This window comes from Novosphingobium sp. NFX11 (assembly GCF_057376415.1).
Map to the genome: position 1 here is coordinate 3,043,213 of NZ_CP080384.1, position 18,827 is coordinate 3,062,039.

Annotated in this window: 18 protein-coding genes and 7 pseudogenes; 14 read left to right on the forward strand and 11 right to left on the reverse strand. The window is 65.1% G+C overall.

All coding sequences use genetic code 11. The features are described 5' to 3' along the window. Window positions 1-142: 142 nt before the first annotated feature. The 3 genes and pseudogenes from KZO24_RS15600 to hemE form a co-directional block, all read right to left on the reverse strand. Complete coding sequence (locus KZO24_RS15600) at window positions 143-478, reverse strand: hypothetical protein (RefSeq protein ID WP_271182596.1); 336 nt, start codon at window positions 476-478, stop codon at window positions 143-145. Window positions 479-491: 13 nt separating this feature from the next. Next, window positions 492-932, reverse strand: coding sequence for a CopD family protein (locus tag KZO24_RS15605; protein ID WP_008832525.1), 441 nt, complete (start codon window positions 930-932; stop codon window positions 492-494). A 157-nt stretch (window positions 933-1,089) separates the two neighbouring features. Then, a pseudogene (gene hemE, locus KZO24_RS15610) lies at window positions 1,090-2,114 on the reverse strand (uroporphyrinogen decarboxylase). 346 nt (window positions 2,115-2,460) lie between these two features. Between hemE and KZO24_RS15615 the strand changes: the two are divergent. From KZO24_RS15615 to KZO24_RS15660, 10 genes and pseudogenes are all read left to right on the forward strand, one after another. After that, window positions 2,461-3,309, forward strand: coding sequence for a pyruvate, water dikinase regulatory protein (locus tag KZO24_RS15615; RefSeq protein WP_008829261.1), 849 nt, complete (start codon window positions 2,461-2,463; stop codon window positions 3,307-3,309). An 11-nt stretch (window positions 3,310-3,320) separates the two neighbouring features. Further along, window positions 3,321-3,905, forward strand: a complete 585-nt coding sequence (locus tag KZO24_RS15620; RefSeq protein WP_211150741.1) for a Maf family protein — start codon at window positions 3,321-3,323, stop codon at window positions 3,903-3,905. After that, a pseudogene (locus tag KZO24_RS15625) lies at window positions 3,902-4,755 on the forward strand (shikimate dehydrogenase family protein). The gene KZO24_RS15620 and the pseudogene KZO24_RS15625 overlap by 4 nt, the downstream one beginning before the upstream one ends. Beyond that, window positions 4,752-5,338, forward strand: a pseudogene (coaE, locus tag KZO24_RS15630) (dephospho-CoA kinase). The pseudogenes KZO24_RS15625 and coaE overlap by 4 nt, the downstream one beginning before the upstream one ends. A gap of 50 nt (window positions 5,339-5,388) precedes the next feature. Continuing rightward, window positions 5,389-6,072: a DNA polymerase III subunit epsilon gene (gene dnaQ, locus KZO24_RS15635; protein WP_271182600.1), complete on the forward strand. Its 684-nt coding sequence runs from the start codon at window positions 5,389-5,391 to the stop codon at window positions 6,070-6,072. A gap of 25 nt (window positions 6,073-6,097) precedes the next feature. Beyond that, the gene (gene hpf, locus KZO24_RS15640; RefSeq protein ID WP_008829266.1) at window positions 6,098-6,670 is read left to right on the forward strand and encodes a ribosome hibernation-promoting factor, HPF/YfiA family; all 573 of its coding nucleotides are present in this window, start codon (window positions 6,098-6,100) and stop codon (window positions 6,668-6,670) included. Between the two features lie 76 nt (window positions 6,671-6,746). Further along, window positions 6,747-7,243, forward strand: a pseudogene (locus tag KZO24_RS15645) (PTS sugar transporter subunit IIA). Beyond that, window positions 7,233-7,718, forward strand: a complete 486-nt coding sequence (locus KZO24_RS15650) for a PaaI family thioesterase (protein WP_036525646.1) — start codon at window positions 7,233-7,235, stop codon at window positions 7,716-7,718. Before KZO24_RS15645 ends, KZO24_RS15650 begins: the two are co-directional and overlap by 11 nt. Next, window positions 7,718-8,044 carry a DUF1491 family protein gene (locus KZO24_RS15655; protein ID WP_271182601.1) on the forward strand — a complete coding sequence of 109 codons (327 nt, stop codon included), beginning with the start codon at window positions 7,718-7,720 and terminating at the stop codon, window positions 8,042-8,044. The genes KZO24_RS15650 and KZO24_RS15655 overlap by 1 nt, the downstream gene beginning before the upstream one ends. A gap of 200 nt (window positions 8,045-8,244) precedes the next feature. Beyond that, a complete protein-coding gene (locus KZO24_RS15660) occupies window positions 8,245-8,871 on the forward strand; it encodes a cell wall hydrolase (protein WP_271182602.1) in 627 nt (208 codons plus the stop codon). Window positions 8,872-8,962: 91 nt separating this feature from the next. Here KZO24_RS15660 and xth read toward each other — a convergent pair whose 3' ends face one another. From xth to KZO24_RS15675, 3 genes are all read right to left on the reverse strand, one after another. After that, window positions 8,963-9,739 carry an exodeoxyribonuclease III gene (gene xth, locus KZO24_RS15665; protein ID WP_271182603.1) on the reverse strand — a complete coding sequence of 259 codons (777 nt, stop codon included), beginning with the start codon at window positions 9,737-9,739 and terminating at the stop codon, window positions 8,963-8,965. Continuing rightward, a complete protein-coding gene (locus tag KZO24_RS15670; RefSeq protein WP_036525641.1) occupies window positions 9,736-10,068 on the reverse strand; it encodes a HesB/IscA family protein in 333 nt (110 codons plus the stop codon). Before KZO24_RS15670 ends, xth begins: the two co-directional genes overlap by 4 nt. Before the next feature lie 121 nt (window positions 10,069-10,189). Next, window positions 10,190-10,615 (reverse strand): CBS domain-containing protein, encoded by a 426-nt coding sequence (locus tag KZO24_RS15675; RefSeq protein ID WP_008830916.1) that lies wholly within the window; start codon window positions 10,613-10,615, stop codon window positions 10,190-10,192. A gap of 132 nt (window positions 10,616-10,747) precedes the next feature. Here KZO24_RS15675 and KZO24_RS15680 point away from each other — a divergent pair, with 132 nt between their 5' ends. Further along, a complete protein-coding gene (locus tag KZO24_RS15680; RefSeq protein ID WP_008830917.1) occupies window positions 10,748-11,044 on the forward strand; it encodes a hypothetical protein in 297 nt (98 codons plus the stop codon). Window positions 11,045-11,201: 157 nt separating this feature from the next. Here KZO24_RS15680 and KZO24_RS15685 read toward each other — a convergent pair whose 3' ends face one another. The 5 genes and pseudogenes from KZO24_RS15685 to KZO24_RS15705 form a co-directional block, all read right to left on the reverse strand. Continuing rightward, window positions 11,202-11,570 carry a (2Fe-2S) ferredoxin domain-containing protein gene (locus KZO24_RS15685; RefSeq protein WP_008830918.1) on the reverse strand — a complete coding sequence of 123 codons (369 nt, stop codon included), beginning with the start codon at window positions 11,568-11,570 and terminating at the stop codon, window positions 11,202-11,204. Continuing rightward, entirely contained in the window at window positions 11,567-11,998 is a 432-nt protein-coding gene (locus tag KZO24_RS15690; RefSeq protein ID WP_008830919.1) for an acyl-CoA thioesterase, read from the reverse strand. Before KZO24_RS15690 ends, KZO24_RS15685 begins: the two co-directional genes overlap by 4 nt. A 155-nt stretch (window positions 11,999-12,153) precedes the next feature. Next, window positions 12,154-12,601: pseudogene (locus KZO24_RS15695) on the reverse strand (DUF2497 domain-containing protein). A gap of 52 nt (window positions 12,602-12,653) precedes the next feature. Then, window positions 12,654-14,117: pseudogene (locus KZO24_RS15700) on the reverse strand (TolC family outer membrane protein). A 2-nt stretch (window positions 14,118-14,119) separates the two neighbouring features. After that, window positions 14,120-14,725, reverse strand: a complete 606-nt coding sequence (locus tag KZO24_RS15705) for a protein-L-isoaspartate O-methyltransferase family protein (RefSeq protein WP_271182605.1) — start codon at window positions 14,723-14,725, stop codon at window positions 14,120-14,122. 224 nt (window positions 14,726-14,949) lie between these two features. Here KZO24_RS15705 and KZO24_RS15710 point away from each other — a divergent pair, with 224 nt between their 5' ends. The 3 genes and pseudogenes from KZO24_RS15710 (at window position 14,950) to KZO24_RS15720 (ending at window position 18,786) form a co-directional block, all read left to right on the forward strand. Further along, entirely contained in the window at window positions 14,950-16,470 is a 1,521-nt protein-coding gene (locus KZO24_RS15710) for a fumarate hydratase (RefSeq protein ID WP_271182606.1), read from the forward strand. 240 nt (window positions 16,471-16,710) lie between these two features. Beyond that, window positions 16,711-18,038, forward strand: a pseudogene (locus KZO24_RS15715) (sensor histidine kinase). Further along, a complete protein-coding gene (locus tag KZO24_RS15720; protein WP_036525632.1) occupies window positions 18,031-18,786 on the forward strand; it encodes a LytR/AlgR family response regulator transcription factor in 756 nt (251 codons plus the stop codon). The pseudogene KZO24_RS15715 and the gene KZO24_RS15720 overlap by 8 nt, the downstream one beginning before the upstream one ends. Window positions 18,787-18,827: the final 41 nt, after the last annotated feature.

Below are 18,827 nucleotides of genomic sequence, written 5' to 3' on the forward strand. Positions count from 1 at the left end.
GTCAACGAGTCAATCCGCAGGGCGGCAGGCCGGTGGGGTGAATCGAAATCGAGGCGCGAAAGCCCACCCCAACCCCTCCCGCAAGCAGGAGGGGAGCGAGACTTGCTGAGCCGAAGGCGAAGCTAGTCGCAGCGGGGTGGGCCTAGCGAGCGCCCTCGTACTTGTCCTTCCACGCCTCGAACTGCCCTGCGAGCGGGTCCAGCTGAGCATGACAGCGCGCCTTGTCGGCCTGATAGGTCTGTGCCCCGTACCCCGGCGCCTCGAGGATCGCGTCCAGCGCGGCAGTGATGTCCAGTTGCGGGGAACGCGCCTGAATCCGGCCGAAGTAGTACAGCGCGCCGCCGTCCACTTTCGTCCGCAAGTCCCCCTGCACCTTCCCGGCCGCAACCGAGAGATAGGCCAGACAGTGAAGATCGTCCTGCTCCGCCTGCGGCAGCGCGGAGAGAGACAACGCGGCGGCAAGCAGGGAAACTATCATAACCTCACTCCGTTCAGAACGGCTTCACGACCACCAGAATGACGATCACCACCGCCGCCAGGCCCGGAACCTCGTTCAGCAGGCGCAGCTTCTTGCCGGTCAGCGGCCGCTCGCCGCGCGCCAGCTTCTTCGCATAGCCGACCAGCCAGCCGTGATAGCCTGAGAGAGCCACCACGAAGAGCAACTTGGCATGAAGCCACCCTTGATCGAACGCACCGATCGAAAGCGCTGTAAGCACCCCCAGAACCCACGTGAGCACCATCGAGGGCGTCAGGATGATCGACCGCAGCTTCGCCTCGCGATCGACCCAGCGCGCCTCTTCCGCCGAGCCGGGATCGCTCTCCTGGTGATAGACGAAATAGCGCGGCAGCATGAACAGCCCCGCCATCCAGAAGATCACGAAGATGACGTGCCCGGCCTTGAGCCAGGGATAGAGACTTGCGAGAATTGCCATGGTGGAAGCCCTTTAGCGCGTCGTCATGCCAGTCTCAACCAAAGCCTTGAATCGTCATTGCGAGCGGAGCGAAGCAATCCAGAGTCGCGTAAACCGCCTTGGATTGCTTCGCTCCGCTCGCAATGACGAAGGGTGGTTCAATTCAATCCCGTCGCGCTCAACGCTCCCAGCTGCGAACGATCGCCAGCAACTGCTCGACATTCGCGATCGGGGTGAACTGGCCGATGCCGTGGCCGAGGTTGAACACGTGGGGACGGTCCGCGAAAGCGTCAAGCACCGCGCGGGCCTGCCGGTCGAGGTCCTCGCCGCCCGCCAGCAGGAGCAGCGGATCGAGATTGCCCTGTACCGGCAGCCCTTGGGGAAGTTCGCGCGCAGCCCAGATCGGGTCGATGGTCTCGTCGATTCCGACCGCGTCGACTCCGGTTTCGCGGGCATAGGCGGGAAGTTTCTCGCCCGAGCCCTTCGGGAAGCCGATGATCGGAGTCTCGGGGTGACGCGCCTTCACGGCAGCGGTGATTGCGGCATTGGGGGCGATCACCCAGCGCTCGAACTGCGCGGGCGAGAGACTGCCTGCCCATGAATCGAACAGCTGCACCGCTTCGGCGCCGGCCTCGATCTGGCCGCACAGGTATTCCACGGTCACCTGAGTCACCGCATCGATGATTGCTTCGAAGGCGTCCGGATCGCGATAGGCCATGGCGCGGGTGTCGTGCTGGTCGCGACTCCCTCGCCTGCCACCATGTAGGTCGCGACGGTCCAGGGCGAACCGGCGAAACCGAGCATCGTCTTGTCGTCATCAAGCTGGGCGCGAACCTTCCGCACGGTCTCGTAGATCGGCGAAAGACGCTCAGGCACCCGAGTCAGCCCCTCCAGCGCATTGTCCACAAGCCGCGGAGTCAGTTTCGGCCCCTCTCCGGCGAGGAACTGGAGGTCCTGCCCCATCGCGTAAGGCACGATCAGGATGTCGGAAAACAGGATGGCGCCATCGAAGCCGAAACGGCGGATCGGTTGCAGGGTGATCTCGGCGGCGGCGTCCGTATCGTAGACGAGCGCGAGAAAACCGCCCTTTTCGGCGCGCAACTCGCGGTATTCGGGGAGGTAGCGGCCAGCCTGGCGCATGAGCCACAGCGGCCGCCTGCGCGCGTTGTTTCCGCGCAGAGTTTCGAGGAGGATTCCGGGCATCGCGTCACGTCCCAACAAAAAAAATAGAAATTTTATATAAGGATGATGGAGTCTGTTGGCCCTGTGGATATCGGGGATTGGCTCGCCTTGCCCGATTTACCCCCGGATGAACAGATTGAAGAGTCAGATGCGACTCTTGGACGAGAGTGAGTCAACGAAAGGTTGTTCGCCTTGTCCACAGGGTGTGGGAAGAGTCGGCCCGCCTGTCCAGAAACTGACTCGGTGAATCCCCATAGCGGGCAGGAAATGCCGCTGAGGAGTTTTCACCGAGTTGTCACCGGGCTCCTCCCATGGTTTATGCCGCCACATATCCACACCCCTTGCCCTTCGGAGGCCCTGAGCCGGCATGGCGCGTTTCCACCTGCACCTCCTGTCAGATTCCACCGGCGAAACGCTGGAGATGATCGCCAAGGCGGCCCTCGCGCAGTTCGACGACGACGGCGAAGTCCTGCGGCATTTCTGGCCGATGGTCCGCTCGCAGCAGCACCTCGATCGGATCATGGGCGAGATTTCCGCGAACCCGGGCCTCGTCTTCTTCACCCTGGTGAACGAGGAGACGCGCGGGCGCCTCGAAGAGAGGTGCCAGCAACTCGGCCTGCCTGCGATCGCGGTGCTCGACGGGGTGACCGACGCGCTCGAGGCGCTGCTGGGGCAGGAGGCGAAGGGACGTCCGGGCCGCCAGCACCGGCTCGACGACGCCTATTTCGCGCGCGTCGATGCGATCCAGTTCACCATCGCCCATGACGACGGCGTGTTGTGGGAAGAGTGGGAGGAAGCCGATATCCTGCTCGCCGGGGTGTCGCGCACCAGCAAGACGCCGACCTCGATCTATCTCGCCAATCGCGGGTACAAGGTGGCGAACATCCCGATCGTCGTCGAAAGCCCGCCGCCGCAGATGCTGTTCGGACTGCGCCATCCGCTGGTGGTCGGCCTGACGACCGCGCCCGACCGGCTGATCCAGATCCGCCGCAACCGCCTGCTCTCGCTCAGCCAGTCGCCCGACACCGACTATGTCGCGACCGACGCGGTGGAGAGCGAGCTGAAATATGCGCGGCGCATGTTCGCGGACAATTCCTGGCCGGTGATCGACGTCACCCGCCGCTCGATCGAGGAGACCGCTGCGGCGGTGATCAACCTCTATAACGAACGCAAGGCAGCGGGCCAGACCGGCCAGGTCGGCCCGAAGCCCATCTAGCAGAGTTTTCCATGATCGTTCTTGCATCCCAGAGCGGCTCACGCCGCGCCATGCTCGAAGCGGCGGGCATCGCCTACCGCGCCCAGCCCGCCCATGTCGACGAACGCGGGATCGAGGCGGCGCTCGGCGATGCCTCCGCGCCCGAAGTCGCGTTGGAACTTGCGAAAGCAAAGGCCCTGAATGTTTCACGTGAAACATCGGGTGCGGTCGTGCTCGGTAGCGATTCCCTCGTGTCCTGCGGTGGGCGGCGGTTCGACAAGCCCGCCAGCCGGGAGAACGCGGCCGAGCATCTGCGTTTCTTCTCGGGCAAGGTGATGGAGCTGCACAGCGCGGCTGCCCTCGTGCGCGATGGCGAAGTGCTCTGGGCGGAGAATGCGGTGGCGCAGTTGCATGTCGCGGATTTGTCCGATGCCTTCATCGAGAGTTACCTCGACGCGGAATGGCCCGAAGTCGGTGCCTGCGTCGGCGTCTTCCGGATCGAGGGGCGCGGCGTGCAGCTGTTCGAGAAGATCGACGGCGATTACTTCACGATTCTGGGCATGCCGCTGCTCAAGGTCCAGGCGGCGCTGCGCGGATTGGGAGTCCTGACGCGATGACACGCTATGCCGAAGTGATCGGCGATCCGATCGCGCAGTCCAAGTCGCCAGCGATCCACAATTTCTGGCTTGCCGAACTGGGGATCGAAGGCCGCTACGACCACTGCCTCGTCAAGCTGGAGGACCTCGGCGACTATCTCGCGAAGCGCCGCGCCGATCCCGACTGGCGCGGCTGCAACGTGACGATGCCGCACAAGCTGTCGATCCTGCCGCTGATGGACCGGCTCGACCCCTCGCTGCGCAGATCGGCGCGGTCAACACCGTCGTGCGCGAGTCCGACGGCACCCTTACCGGCTACAACACCGACGCGCCGGGATTCCTGGAGCCGGTGCGCGATGAACTGGCGAAGACGCACCTGTTCCGCATGGCGCGCATCCTCGGGACCGGCGGCGCGGCGCGGGCGATCATCGCGGCGCTGGCCAACGAGCATTTCGTCATCGTCCTCGCGGGCCGCGATCCGGCCAAGGCGCGCGCCATGCTCGACGAACTTGCGCCGGGCGGCGAGCACCACGCCATCGGCCTCGACCACTTCGCCGATGCCACCGACTTCGCCTTTGACGACCGCGAGCAGTGCTTCGACCTCGTCGTCAACGCCAGCCCGCTCGGCATGACCGGGCAGCCGCCGCTGGCCTTCGACTTCAGCCACGCCCCGCCGCGCAGCGTGGTCTACGATATCGTCACCAGTCCGCTCGACACGCAGTTCCTGCAGGATGCACGCGGCGCCGGGTTCGAGACGGTGGACGGCCTCGCCATGTTGATCGGCCAGGCGGACTCGGCCTTCACGCATTTCTTCGGCGCCCGCCCTCCCCGCGACCGCGATGCCGCTCTGCGCGAGTTGATTCTCAAATGAAAATTCTGGGCCTCACCGGATCGATCGGCATGGGCAAGTCGACCGTTGCGCAGATGCTGCGCGACCTCGACGTGCCGGTGTTCGATGCCGATGCGGCGGTGCACGAACTGCAGGGTCCGAACGGCGCGCTGGTGCCGCTGATCGAGGCGGCCTTTCCCGGCACTACGGATGCGTCAGGTGTCGTTAGACCCCTGCTGGGTGCCGTCGTGTTCCAGGACAAGGACAAGCTCGCGACTCTGGAGCAGATCGTCCACCCCGCCGTCGCGGCGATGCGGGGGACTTCCTGCGGGACAATGCCGAGGCGCCGCTGGTCGTCTTCGACATTCCGCTGCTCTACGAAAAGGGTAGCGAAAAGGGCCTCGATGCCGTCGCGGTAGTGTCCGCCCCGGCCGGGGAACAGCGTCGCCGGGTGCTCGCGCGGCCGGGTATGACTGCGGAAAAATTCGAGCAGATTCTGGCACTTCAGGTGCCCGATGCGCAGAAACGCGCGCGTGCCGACTACGTGATCGACACCGGCTTGACCCTTGATGCGACGCGCGAACAGGTGGCCGGTATCGTGCAGGCGCTGAGGCGAGCCGAATAATCCGCTCCAGCCCCTTGCGCATGGGGGCGCACAGGCAGATATGGAGAGGGATGAGAGAGATCATCTTCGACACCGAAACGACCGGCTTCGACCCGAAAAACGGGGACCGCATGGTGGAAATCGGCTGCATCGAGATGGTCAACCGGGTGCTGACCGGCCGTACCTACCACGCCTATTTCAACCCCGAGCGCGGCATGCCTGCGGAGGCCGAGGCGGTGCACGGCCTGTCCGACGCCTTCCTCGCCGACAAGCCCCTGTTCTCGGCCTGCGCGCAGGAATTCCTCGACTTCATCGAGGACAGCGCGATGGTGGCGCACAACGCCAACTTCGACTTCAACTTCATCAACGCCGAGCTGAAGCTATGCGGGCTTCCCGAGGTTTCGCGTGAGCGCATGGTCGATACCGTGGCGCTCGCCAAGGTGCGCCATCCCGGCGCCAAGCTCTCGCTCGACGCGCTTTGCAGTCGCTACGGGATAGACCGCAGCCACCGCACCAAACACGGGGCGCTGCTCGACTCCGAACTGCTTGCCCAAGTTTACGTGGAACTGCGGGGAGGTCGTCAGATCGGCCTCGAACTTTCTGCAGAAACCACTGAGATCGTGACGGAAATCAAGGTTCTCAACACGAAGAACCGTATTTTCCGTCAGCCGCGTCCCCACGCGGCTACCGAGGCGGAACTCTCTGCGCACGCAGAGTTTCTCAAGTCGGTCGATACCCCGCTCTGGGGTGCCTGAACTCTAAGTCTAAGGAGAAACGCCCATGGATATCCGCGTCTCTGGTCACCAGGTCGAAACCGGCGAGGCCCTGCAGGTCCACGCCAACGACAAGCTCACGGCGATCATCGAGAAGTATTTCAATCGGGCGCTGTCGTCTCACGTCACTTTCGGCCGAGCGCCGGCCGGGGCGTTCAAGTGCGACATCATCATGCACGTGATGCAGAACCTCGTGCTCAAGGGCAGCGGCATGGCGCAGGACGCGCATGTCGCCTGCGATCAGGCCGCCGAGAAGATCGACAAGCAGCTGCGCCGCTACAAGCGCCGCCTGAAGGACCGCTCCGAACAGACGGCCCATGCCAATGCGGCCGAGGACGCCGCCTACACGATCTTCGAGGAGAACGTCGCAGACAACGACACGGACGACCTCGAAGCCGACGCCCCGGTGGTCATTGCCGAAACCCGGGTGGACGTTCCCGAAGCCACCGTTTCGGACGCGGTAATGATGCTCGACTTGCGCAATACTACGGCTCTCTTCTTCAAAAATGCTGGCACCGGGCGGCATAATATGGTCTACCGCCGCGGTGATGGGTCGATCGGCTGGGTCGAACCGCACTGACGCTTTTCGCGCACAGCTTCTGATCGCAACGAGAGGAAGAAACGAACCCCCGGTTTTCCGCCGGGGGTTTCGGAGCATGCAATGTTGGCAACCGGTCAAGTATCAGAAACGCAATGAGTGGGCTTTTTCGCTGGCGCCCGAGGCTGTCATCACCCTCGACGCGGACAGCAAGGACATCATCCTGGACCGCCTCGCGGCTCGGTTCGCTTCGGTCTATGGTCTCGACCATCAGGCCGTGCTGGCGCGCATCACCGAGCGTGAGCAGCTCGGCAGCACCGGGTTCGGGCGACGCATCGCCATCCCCCATGCGCGCATGGCGGGGCTGACACGTCCCGTTGCCGTGTTCATGCGCCTCGCTTCCCCGGTCGAATTCGAAGCCGCGGACGGCGTGCCGATCGACCTCGTGTTCGGCCTGCTCTCCCCGAAGGCGCGGGCGCGACACATCTTCATGCTCTGGCGGCGATCTCGCGCATGATGCGTGACGAGCGCATGCACGAAGCTCTGCTGGCCGCTCCGGGCACCGAAGCGCTCTACAGCCTGCTGAGCAACGTCATCGACCGCGATGCCGCCTGAAGACACTGCCGAAGGCCAGAGTCAGGGCGGCGCCGGGCTCCACTGGCGCGCGCTGGAGGGGCTCTATGCCTCCGCCCCCATCAACCAGATGTTCCGCTCAAAGCTGGAAATCGTCGGCGACGGGCATGCGCGCATCACGTTCCTGGTCGAGCCCGACTGTTTCCATGCGGCCGGTGCGGCGCACGGGACCATCTATTTCAAGATGCTCGACGATGCGGCTTTTTACGCCGCCAACACTCACGTCACCGATCGCTTCCTGCTGACGACCTCGTTCAACCTGCACTTGTCCAAGCCCATCAAGGGCGGCCGTATCGTGTGCGAGGGCCGCTGGGTGAGCGGTCGCCGCCGCGTACTGGTGGCCGAGTCCTGGCTGATCGACGAGGACGGCGAGGAATGCGGGCGCGGCACCGGAACGTTCATGCGATCGCGCATCGCGCTCTCCAGCCTGCCCGGCTATTCGATTCCGCAAGCCTGATGGATTCCCGCCTCCCCGCTCACCTCGAGGTTTCCGCACTGATTCGCCGCGTCAATGGCGAGGGCGGATTCGCGACGGTGCTGGCTAAAGGCGAACAGGACGCCGGGACGATCCTTGTCGTTCTTTCGCACAATGGATCGAATGTGCGCCTTCATGAACGGATGCCCGAACTCGACGGCACCCGGCGCTGGCGCTGCTCCAAGACTCAGGATCCTGAAAACCCGTTCGAATTTCAGGAGTACCTCGACCGGCGCAAGCGTCAGGACCCCGACGTGTGGATCATCGAACTCGATGGCGCAGACGCCGAACGTTTCATCGGGGCCTGACCCGGTGCGGGTTGACTTGCCCGGCCCACAGCCTAAAGGCCCCCTTCACTGACGCGAAAGCGGCTCGGACAGCACTTCGGCTTGTCCGGCTAGCACGCAGACGGGGAATCGTCGGCAGGCTCGACGGAAACAGAACGTCACTTCGTGGCATTCCGTTCCAGCCTGTGTCGGACCGGTTCACCGCCTTTGATCAAGTTTGAATGCGAAAGAAAGTTGAGTGGGCGAGCGCGATTGCGCTGGCCGCGACGGTTCTCACCGCTCTTCTAGGCGCCACGGGCTCGGGCGCCGCCGCATCGGATTTCATTCCGACGCTGGTAGAAACGAAGCCCGCCCCGCAGTTCGTTTCCGAACCGGTCGTACAGGCGCTTCCCGCCGCCGAGACCGAGACCGAGGAAGCAGACGCCCCCGATGCGGATTCCCTTCAGCAACTGGTGTCTCAGCAGGAGACGCCGGACGACATGTCGCGCGACATGCGCTGCCTTGCCGGCGCGATCTACTTCGAAGCACGCGGTGAATCGCTGGAAGGCCAGCTCGCCGTTGGCCGTGTGATCGTCAACCGCACCAAGTCGGGCCGCTTCCCGACGAGCTATTGCGGCGTGGTCTACCAGCCCTCGCAGTTCTCGTTCATCCGCGGCCGTTCGATGCCCGCCGTGCGCGAGAATTCTCCGAGCTGGCAGGAAGCCGTCGCGATCGCCCAGATCGCCGAGGACGGCGCCTGGAAGAGCAAGGCCAAGGGTGCGCTGTTCTTCCACGCCAAGCGCGTCTCGCCGCGCTGGAGCAAGCTGACGAAGCTGGCTCAGGTGGATAACCACATCTTCTATCGGTAATTCTCGTTCGTCATTGCGAGCGAAGCGAAGCAACCCAGGGCGGTTTACGCCGCCCTGGGTTGCTTCGCTTCGCTCGCAATGACGAAGAGTTTCAGGCGGCCTTCAGTTCGACCCACACAGGCGCATGGTCGCTGGCCTTTTCCCGCCCGCGATGAACCTTGTCGACACCGCACGCCGCCAGCCGGTCCGCCAGTTCGGGCGAGAGCAGCGAGTGGTCGATGCGGAAGCCGTGGTCGCGCTGCCAGGCGCCTGCCTGATAGTCCCAGTAGGTCCACACCCCGCCGCGCGGATTGTGGGTGGCCAGCGCGTCGGTCCAGCCGTCTCCTAGGAGGCGGAAGTAGGCGTCCCGCGATTCCGGCTGCATCAGCGCGTCGGAGGCCATTGCAGAGGGCGTCCAAACGTCGCGGTCGGTCGGGATGACGTTGTAGTCGCCGGTGATGATGGCCGGCACTTCCTCGGCCTTGATCACGTCCATGCGGCGGCGCAGGCGTTCCATCCAGCGCAGCTTGTAGTCGAACTTGGGGCCGGGCAGCGGATTGCCGTTGGGCAGGTAGATGCACACGACCCGCACGCCGAAGACCTGCGCTTCGAGATAGCGCGAATGTTCGTCCTCGGGCTCGCCATCGAGGCCGCGCTGGACTTCGACGGGCATTTCCCCGTCGGCGAGGATGGCGACGCCGTTGAAGCCCTTCTGGCCGTGCCAGATGCCCTTGTAGCCCAGCTTCTCGAACTCGGCGATGGGGAAGCCTTCGTCCTGCGTCTTGATCTCCTGCAGGCAGGCGACGGCGGGGCGGGTTTCCTCCAGCCATTCGAGCAGTCGGGGCAGGCGTGCCTTCACGCCGTTGATGTTGAAGGTGGAGATCTTCATACCGAGAAGCTGGACCCGCAGCCGCAGCCTGCCGCCGCGTTCGGATTCTCCACCCGGAATGCCGCGCCGCCCAGCGACTCCACGAAATCGACGACGCAGCCCTGGACGAGGTCGAGGCTGACCGAGTCGACGAGGAGCTTCACCCCGTCGGTCTCGGCCACGCTGTCGTCCGCGTCGGGGGCGTCGGCGAGGCCGAACTTGTACTGGAAGCCCGAGCAGCCTCCGCCTTCGACGGCAAGCCGCAGGATTGCGGGCTTGCCCTGCTTGCTCGCGATCGCGGCGACGCGCGCGGCGGCCGAGGGGCTGAGAGTCACGGTCTGCTGTTCCATGCGTCCGATGTAGGCGCGGCCTGACCCTTCGACAAGCTCGGGGTGACCCTTCGACAGGCTCAGGGTGAGCGGACGTGGCGCCACACCTCCAACTCCGCTCAGGTTGAGCCTGTCGAAGCCCTTACGCCGTCTGGATGTAATCCCGCATCGCGGCAGCCTCGTTCTCGATCTTGTCGATCCGGTATTTCACCAGATCGCCGATCGACACGAACCCGACCATGCGCCCGTTCTTCACCACGGGCAGGTGGCGAATGCGGCGGCGGGTCATCAGCGACAGCGCCGCCATGACCGAGGTTTCGGGCTCGATGGTCACGGGCAGCGCGGTCATGATGTGGCCGAGCGGCATGTCGAGCATGTCGGCGCCCAGTTCGCGCAGTTTGTAGATTACGTCGCGTTCGGAGAAGATTCCGGCGATTTCGCCGTTTTCCATCACCGGCACTGCGCCGATTCTCTTTTCGGCGAGGATTCCGGCGGCCTCGCGCACGGTCATGGCAACGTCGCAAGTGACTACGGCATCGCGGCCTTCGATAATTCGACCGATGGTCATCGTCAGCTCTCCCTGTTCCTGAAAGGAGCCTCTGTTCCCGCAGCTTGCCCCCGGGGCGGAGCGTATCACAGCCGCGTCGGACTCGTCACGTCATGCTTGCGATGAGACGCCGTCAGGCCCAGATAGGGCGCGATGATACCGTCTTCGCCCCTCGACGATCCCGGCAAGGCCGCCCATGCCTGGGCGCGCTACCTGCGCATCATGCGCTGGATGATGACGATCACGGTCGGGCTGGTGATCGGGTCGATAATCCTGCTGTACCGCTCCAACGGGATGGTCTCGATCCACTTCTACATCGCGACCGCGCTGGGCATCGGTTTCACCATGCTGCTGGCCTCGGCGCTGATGGGCCTCGCGTTCCTGTCGAGCGGGACCGGGCATGACGAGGCGATCGTCGATCCGCTCGAGGATGATGATCCTTACAAGTAAGGGCCCGCCGTCAGCCCCACCCCGCTGCGACTAGGGAGCAAGCTCCCAAGTCTCGCTGCCCCTCCCGCAAGCGGGAGGGAGATGTGCGTCAGCCCTCCCGCTTGCGGGAGGGTCGGGAGGCTCGAGAGCGTAGCGAACCAGCCGGACGGGGTGGGCCTCAACCTCCCGGCGCGTGCAGGCGAAATTCCTCGACCGGCTCGCCGCCGATGAGGTGCTGCTGGATGATCCGCTCCAGCACGTCCTCGTCGCACGAGTGATACCAGACTCCGTCCGGCCACACGACCGCGACCGGCCCGGCGTGGCAGATGCGCAGGCAGTCCGCCTTGGTGCGGGCCACGCCGCCCTTTCCGTCCAGCCCGAGCTGCTTGAGCCGCTTCTTGAGGAACTTCCACGCGGCCTGCCCCTTCTCGGGCGAGCAGCATTCGCCCTTTTGCGGTTCGGCGCATATGAAGATGTGGCGGCGGATCATGTCGCTGCCGGTCTTGGCGAAGGCTTCCTCGGCCTTGGCGATGGCGTGGTGGCTCATGGCCGCAGTTTCCATTCCTCGGTCTGGCTGGCGAAAGTGGCTGGCATCGGCGCAGGGCCGTCCTCGCCGACCGTTACCATCGTGGAGCGGGAGAACGCGACGATCCGGTCGTCCTGCGTCACCAACTGGACGAGGCCGTGGCTGGAACGCCCGACCTGCTCGATGGCGGTATGGACGGTCAGGGCATCGGGATAGTGCGCCTCGCCGAGATATTCGATGCCGATGCTGACGATCATCGAGGACAGACCGACAAGTCCCTCGCGATAGCGACTGGCACGGTGAAAGCGCACGCGGCCATCCTCGAGGAATCCGGCCATCGCCACGTTGTTGATGTGCATGTTGACGTCGAGATCGCCGAAGCGCGGCTCGATGCGGCAGGAAAACGGGTAGCGCGCGGGATCGAGCAGCGCGGGATCGGGTTTCGGCATACCCGGTGAAGGTAGGAAGTGTGGGCCTTGAGGTCCAGCCCGTCCGGGCGATGGGGCTTCGACAGGCTCATCCGTGACCCGTCGACAAGCTCAGTGTGAGCGGGTGTAGTTGTAAACCTCTCAACGCCGCTCAGGCTGAGCTTGTCGAAGCCCCATCAGCCCTTCTTGCCGACGATCCGCGCGATTTCGGCAGCGACGAGGCGTTCGACCATAGCCGGCAGGTTGCGGTCAAGCCATTCGGTCAGTGCCGGGCGGAGAAGCTCCTTGGCGAGCGCCTCCAGCGAGGTTTCTCCCGAACGGACGATCTGCGGCTGCGCGCCGGGCTCGGACAGCATGGCGAGCGCGGCGAGCGATTCGCGCATCGAGATCGCGCGCCTGATCGTGCAGCAACGGGCCTTCGTCGGTCTCGCCCGCTGCGGTAATCTGCGAGGCTTCCTGGAGTTCGAGGACATCGTCCTCATCCTCGTCGGCGTAGAGCGGTTCCGGCTCGCGCATCAGGCGTTCGGTGCGGCTGGTACGGGTTTCGAGGCGGGAATCGCGCGCGATGACCTGCTTGATCGACTGGAGGATCTCCTCGACCGAAGGTTCACCGTTCTGACGCATCTGCCTAAATCCCTGTAGTCCCGCGCATCCAAGTCCTTATCCGCAAACGGGATCAGGGCTCCTGCGAAGCGGGAATGTTGCCGTCCTGCACCGGCGTGTCAACGGTGCGCGTGGACCGGGCCACTGGCGCATCGTCGTCGTCCCAGTCGAAGAACTTGCCGCGCACGCGCTCGTAATTGACGTCGGGATCGTAGAGGGTGCCGCCGTCGAGGCCCAGATCGCGCGCCTCGGCCTTGCCCATCGCCGCGAGCAGGGAGAACCCGGCGACGTAGGCATTGCGCCGCGCCGTCACCAGCGTGACCTGCGCGTTCAGCAATTCCTGCTCGGCATTGAGGATGTCGAGGATCGTGCGCCGACCCACCGAATTCTCTGCCTTCACGCCTTCGAGGCTCAGCGTCGCCGCATCCACTGCGACTTGCGAGGAGCGGATCAGGTCGTTCGACGCGACGTAGGAGGTGAAGGCCGAGCGGACTTGCGCGATCACGTCGCGTTCGGTGGCGATTTCCTGCTCCAGCGTGGCCGAAGCCGTCGCCTGTGCCTGGCGACGCTGCGCGGCGGGAAGGCCGCCCTGGAAGATCGGGATCGACAGCTGCGCCCCGGCCTGCGCAGACGAGATCGCTTTGCGCCACGCTCGCGTTCACCGCGCCGCGCGCCAGCGTGTTGAAGTAGTTGTTGTACGTGCCCTGGCCGAAGAGCCGTAGCGTCGGCAGGCGGCTGGCGCCCGCGACGTCGATGTCCTTGTCCGCGGCCTTGCTGCGTTCGCGTGCGGCGATGATGTCCGGGTTCGCATCGAGCGCGATCGTCGCCGCTTCGCTGGCGTTGGCGGGCAGGTTCGGCAGCGGCGGCGGCGCGTCGAGCGCTTCGGGTGCATGACCGACGAACCGGATGTAGGTTTCGCGCGCGGCGGCAAGGTTGGCTTCCGCCGTCAGCAGGTCGCTCTTCGCAGTCGCTAGGCGCGACTGCGATTGGGCGACGTCGGTGCGCGTGAGGTTGCCGATCTGGAACCGGTCGTTGGTCGCATCGAGATTGGTCTGGAGAACCGCCACGTTCTTGCGGTTAAGTCCGGCGATCGCTTCCGTGCGGATCACGTCCATGTACGCCGCGACGACCTGCGAGAAGACGGAAGCCTCCGTGCCGCGCAGATCGGCCTGACCGGCGCCGACGCGCAGCTTGGCAGCCTTGACGCGGTTCTTGACCGCGCCGCCCGAATAGATCGGCACGCCCAGTTGGGCATCCGCCGTGAATATCTTCGACGGAGCCGTGAGCGAGTTTTCGCTCTGCTTCAGGTTCTTGGTGTAAGTTTCGGTCGTGCTGAGGCTGGGTAGCCCTGCAGCCTTGGCGATCGGCACGCCTTCGTCGGTGGCGCGCTGCTGGGCGCGCGCCGATTCCAGCGTGGGATTGGTCTGATAGGCGGAAACGAGCGCATCGCGCAGGGTGTCGGCCCGCGCAGGCGCGCCGGCCGTCAGTATCAGACATCCCCCGCGAGCAGCCCGGAACGCCACGCGATCCGGGCCATGCTCAGAAGCTCCAGCGTTTGGGAGCGGCGAATTCGGGAAGCACGGGAATCCCCAGCTCCGCCAGCGGCAGCAGCGAGGTCACGCCGCCTGCCTTGGTGCCGGCCGCAAGGCGGGTCACGCCGCGATCGGTCACGCCGGTGACCACGCGGCCACCCTCGGCGAGACGTGCGGAGAGGGCATCGGGGAGCACTTCGATGGCGCCGTCGATGACGATGAGGTCGTATGCGCCCGAAGCGGCTTCATCGGCAGCGGCAGGTGCTACCGCGTCGAGCGAGCCGACCAGCGGACGCAGCAGCGTGGCGAGGTAGCCTTCGCCGTCGCCGACGATCAGCGCCTTGTCGGTCTTCGCCGGAGCGGCTTCCTGCAGCATCTTGCCCTGCACCAGCGGGGCGCCGAGGAACTTGCCTTCGCCCAGCGGCACGGCGCGGTCGATATAGGCGGCGTCGCGCAGCTCGGCGGGCACGAAGTTTTCACGTGGAACACCGGCCATCGCTTCCAGCACCCAGGGCTCGTTCACGCCGCTGGTGCGCAGCTGGCTGACGATCATGGCGCGACGGGCGGCAGAAAAGTCGGTGGCAGGAGCCGACCGGTCCTCGGTCAAGGTCATTCGTGTATTCCCTCACTCGCTCGCGGGGCTTGCGGCAGATCGCTGCAATCGCGAAGACGACACTATGGGGCCGCTTCTATGCGAACCGGCCTCTCAGGCCAAGCCCCATGAAACAACGCCCGTCGATCCGATCAAGCACTTTGACGATCACGCCCATGCGGCTTATGGAGCGGCAAAAATCCGACGTTATCCGCCAGATCGGGCCAAGAAGACCGGAGAATTCCATGACAGAAATGGTGACCATCCGCGAAGAGGACCTCATCGAGTCCGTCGCCGACGCATTGCAGTATATCAGCTACTACCACCCGATGGATTACATCCGCGCGCTGGGCGACGCCTACGAAGCGGAGCAGGGCCCGGCGGCCAAGGACGCCATCGCCCAGATCCTGACCAACAGCCGCATGTGCGCCGAGGGTCACCGCCCGATCTGCCAGGACACCGGCATCGTCAACGTCTTCATCGAGTGGGGCCAGAATTGCCGCCTCGAGTCCGAGCGCAGCTTGCAAGACGTCGTCGATGACGGCGTGCGCCGCGCCTACAACCACCCCGAGAACAAGCTGCGCGCCTCGGTGCTGGCCGACCCCGCCTTCACCCGCCGCAACACCAAGGACAACACTCCTTGCGTGCTGTCGGTGGAGATGGTCCCGGGCTCGAAAATCTCGGTCGACGTCGCGGCCAAGGGCGGCGGGTCTGAGAACAAGTCCAAGTTCAAGATGATGAATCCCAGCGATTCCATCGTCGACTGGGTGATCGAGATGCTGCCGCAGATGGGGGCTGGCTGGTGCCCGCCGGGCATGCTGGGCATCGGCATCGGCGGCACCGCCGAGCATTGCGTCAAGCTCGCCAAGCAGAGCCTGATGGAGCCGATCGACATGGCGCAGCTGAAGCAGCGCGGCCCACAGAACGACATCGAGGCGCTGCGCATCGAAATCTTCGACAAGGTCAACGCGCTGGGTATCGGCGCGCAGGGCCTCGGCGGCCTTGCCACGATCCTCGACGTCAAGATCCTCGACTGGCCGTGCCATGCCGCGGGCAAGCCCGTCGCGATGATCCCGAACTGCGCCGCCACCCGCCACGCGCACTTCACGCTGGACGGTTCCGGCCCGAGCTTCCTCGAGACGCCGAACCTCGACGAGTGGCCCAAGGTCGAGTGGAAGCCGAGCAAGGAAGCGATCAAGGTCAACCTCGACACGCTGACCGCTGAGGAAGTCCAGAGCTGGAAGCAGGGCGATCGCCTGTTGCTCAACGGCAAGATGCTGACCGGGCGCGACGCCGCGCACAAGCGCATCGCCGACATGCTGGCCAAGGGCGAGGAACTGCCGGTCGATTTCAAGGGCCGCGTGATCTACTACGTCGGCCCGGTCGATCCGGTGCGCGAGGAAGTCGTCGGCCCGGCCGGCCCGACCACCGCCACCCGCATGGACAAGTTCTCCGACACCATGCTCGACCTCGGCCTGCTCGCCAGCATCGGCAAGTCCGAGCGCGGCCCGGCGGCGACCGAGTCCATCGCCAAGCACAAGTCGGCCTATCTGATGGCGGTTGGCGGCGCGGCCTACCTCGTCGCCCGCGCGATCAAGGAAGCCAAGGTCGTCGGCTTCGCGGACCTCGGCATGGAGGCGATCTACGAATTCACCGTGCAGGACATGCCGGTGACCGTGGCCGTCGATTCCGAAGGCAAGAACGTCCACACGCTGGCCCCGCCGGTGTGGAAGACGAAGATCGCCGAGGAACACCTGCTGGTGTGATTTCTTTCCCGTGACCCCGGCGCGCGCCGTCGGGGTCACGGAACTGCCCTCACACACCCACCTGCGTCATTGCGAGCGTAGCGAAGCAATCCAGGGCCGCGTAAACCGCCCTGGATTGCTTCGCTACGCTCGCAATGACAAAACGGGGGCGTGAGCTGCCAGCCCCCTTCGACCAACGACAATCTCCGTCCGATGGAAGGTGTGGTGCGACGAACCGTTTTCGCGCTAGACCGGGCGGTAATGTCCGAAGCAGCACCCCCTCCCCGCGTTCCGGCGCGGCTCGTCCTCCTGTCGCTGGCGGCCTTGTGGGCCTGCTACTTCATCGTGGCCAGCTTGCGCGGTCTGGTCATGGGGTTCGACCTCGACTGGTCGTTCCTGTCGCGGCGCCTGACGATCTGCATCGTCTCGATGCTGGTAATGGCCGCCGTCTGGCCGCTGCTGCAGCTGCTGGATCGCAAATCGGGCCGGGTCCGCTTCGCCATCGTGCTGATCGGCGCGTTCCCGCTGTCGCTGGTGCTCAGCATCGTCAACGACGTGATCTTCTCCGACATTGAACGCCCGGCAGCCTACGGCAGCGAGGAAGATGCGGCAGCGGTGGCTGCGGGCAACGTGCGCATCACGCAGGACGAGGCCGGCAACATCCTGGTGGACCTGCCCAAGATCCTGCCGCCGCCCGCTCCCCCGCCCCGCCAGCACCTGGCTCCAGCGAGGTTCCGGACGAGCCGACGGATGCGCCGAGCGAGGAAAGCGGCGCAGCCTGGCCGCAGCATTCCTCGGCGATCACGATCAAGACCAACTCTGCCCTCGGCGCCAATTTCGGGCGCTGGGCGAACATCGCCGACACGGCGTTCGGACGCTACTTCCTCGTGCTCGCGTGGGTGGCGCTCTACTTCGCGCTCGCCAAGGCCGAGGAGGCCCGCGCGGCAGAACGGCGCGAGGGCGAATACCGCCGCGCCGCCGAACAGGCCGAACTGCGTTCGCTGCGCTATCAGGTGAATCCGCATTTCCTGTTCAACACGCTCAATTCGCTGTCGGCGCTGGTCATGGTCGGACGGCAGGACGATGCCGAAGAGATGATCCAGACGCTGTCGACGTTCTACCGCCGCACTTTGTCAGGTGATCCCACCAACGATCTTTCGCTGGTTGACGAGATAGAGCTGCAGCGCCTTTACTTCGCGATCGAGGCAGTCCGCTTCCCCAATCGATTGCTAACGCATATCGATATTGACGAGGCCGTTCTCGATGCGAAAGTTCCGGGCATGATATTGCAACCGCTCGTCGAGAATTCCGTGAAGTATGCCGTCGCCGCGACGCAGCGGCCGGTGACCATTGCCATCGAGGCGCGGCGCGAGGGTGGCCAGCTCGTCGTCGCCGTCCATGACGATGGACCCGGAGAGATGAGCGGCGAGTTGAAGATCAAGACCGAGGGCTGCGGCATCGGCCTCAACAACGTGCGCGACCGCCTGCGGGCGCGTTACGGGGAGGCTGCGACGATCTCCTACGGCAAGCGCCCGAACGGCGGTTTCGCGACGATCCTGCGCATGCCGCTGGAGGCGGGTAATGTCTGAGCCCGAAGGCGCCGCGCCCGCCGCTCCCCTGCGCACCCTGATCGTCGACGACGAGCCGCTGGCTGTCGAGCGCATGCAGGTGATCTGCTCCCGGATCGAAGGGATTTCCGTGATCGGCACGGCGAGCGACGGCCAGGCCGCGTTGCGCCTGATCGATGCGCTGACGCCCGACCTGGTGCTGCTCGACCTGACGATGCCGGAGACCGACGGGCTCACCGTGGCGCGCACGCTGGGCGGCCGGCCGGACGCTCCGGCGGTGATCTTCGTGACCGCGCACGATGAGTTCGCGGTCGAGGCGTTCGATCTCGATGCGGTGGACTATGTCCTCAAGCCGGTGGCGCCTGATCGCCTGCAGCGCGCCGTGACCCGCGTGGTGTCGCGCCGGGGCGAGCGGGCTCAGGTTCCGGCGCTCAGCCAGTGGCTCGACGAATTCTGGGTGCCGCACCGATCCGAACTGGTGCGCGTGCCCGCCGCCGAGGTCCAGCGCATCGATGCCGAGCGCGATTACGTGCGCCTGCATGTGGGGACGCAAAGCTACCTGCTGCTCCAGACCATCACGAGTCTGGAGGAGCGCCTCGACCCTGAGCGGTTCATCCGTATCCATCGCAGTTGCATCCTGCAGCGCAGCCACGTTTCGGGCTTGCGTCACGAGGGGCTTGGCGTCTGGTCGGCGGAAACGGCGGACGGAGAGGCCTTGCGGATCGGTCGAACGTATCTTCCCGGCGTAAAGAAAATGGCGGGCCGCTAAGCCCGCCATCAGGATTTTTCCGGGTCTTTTCTTCTTTTGGG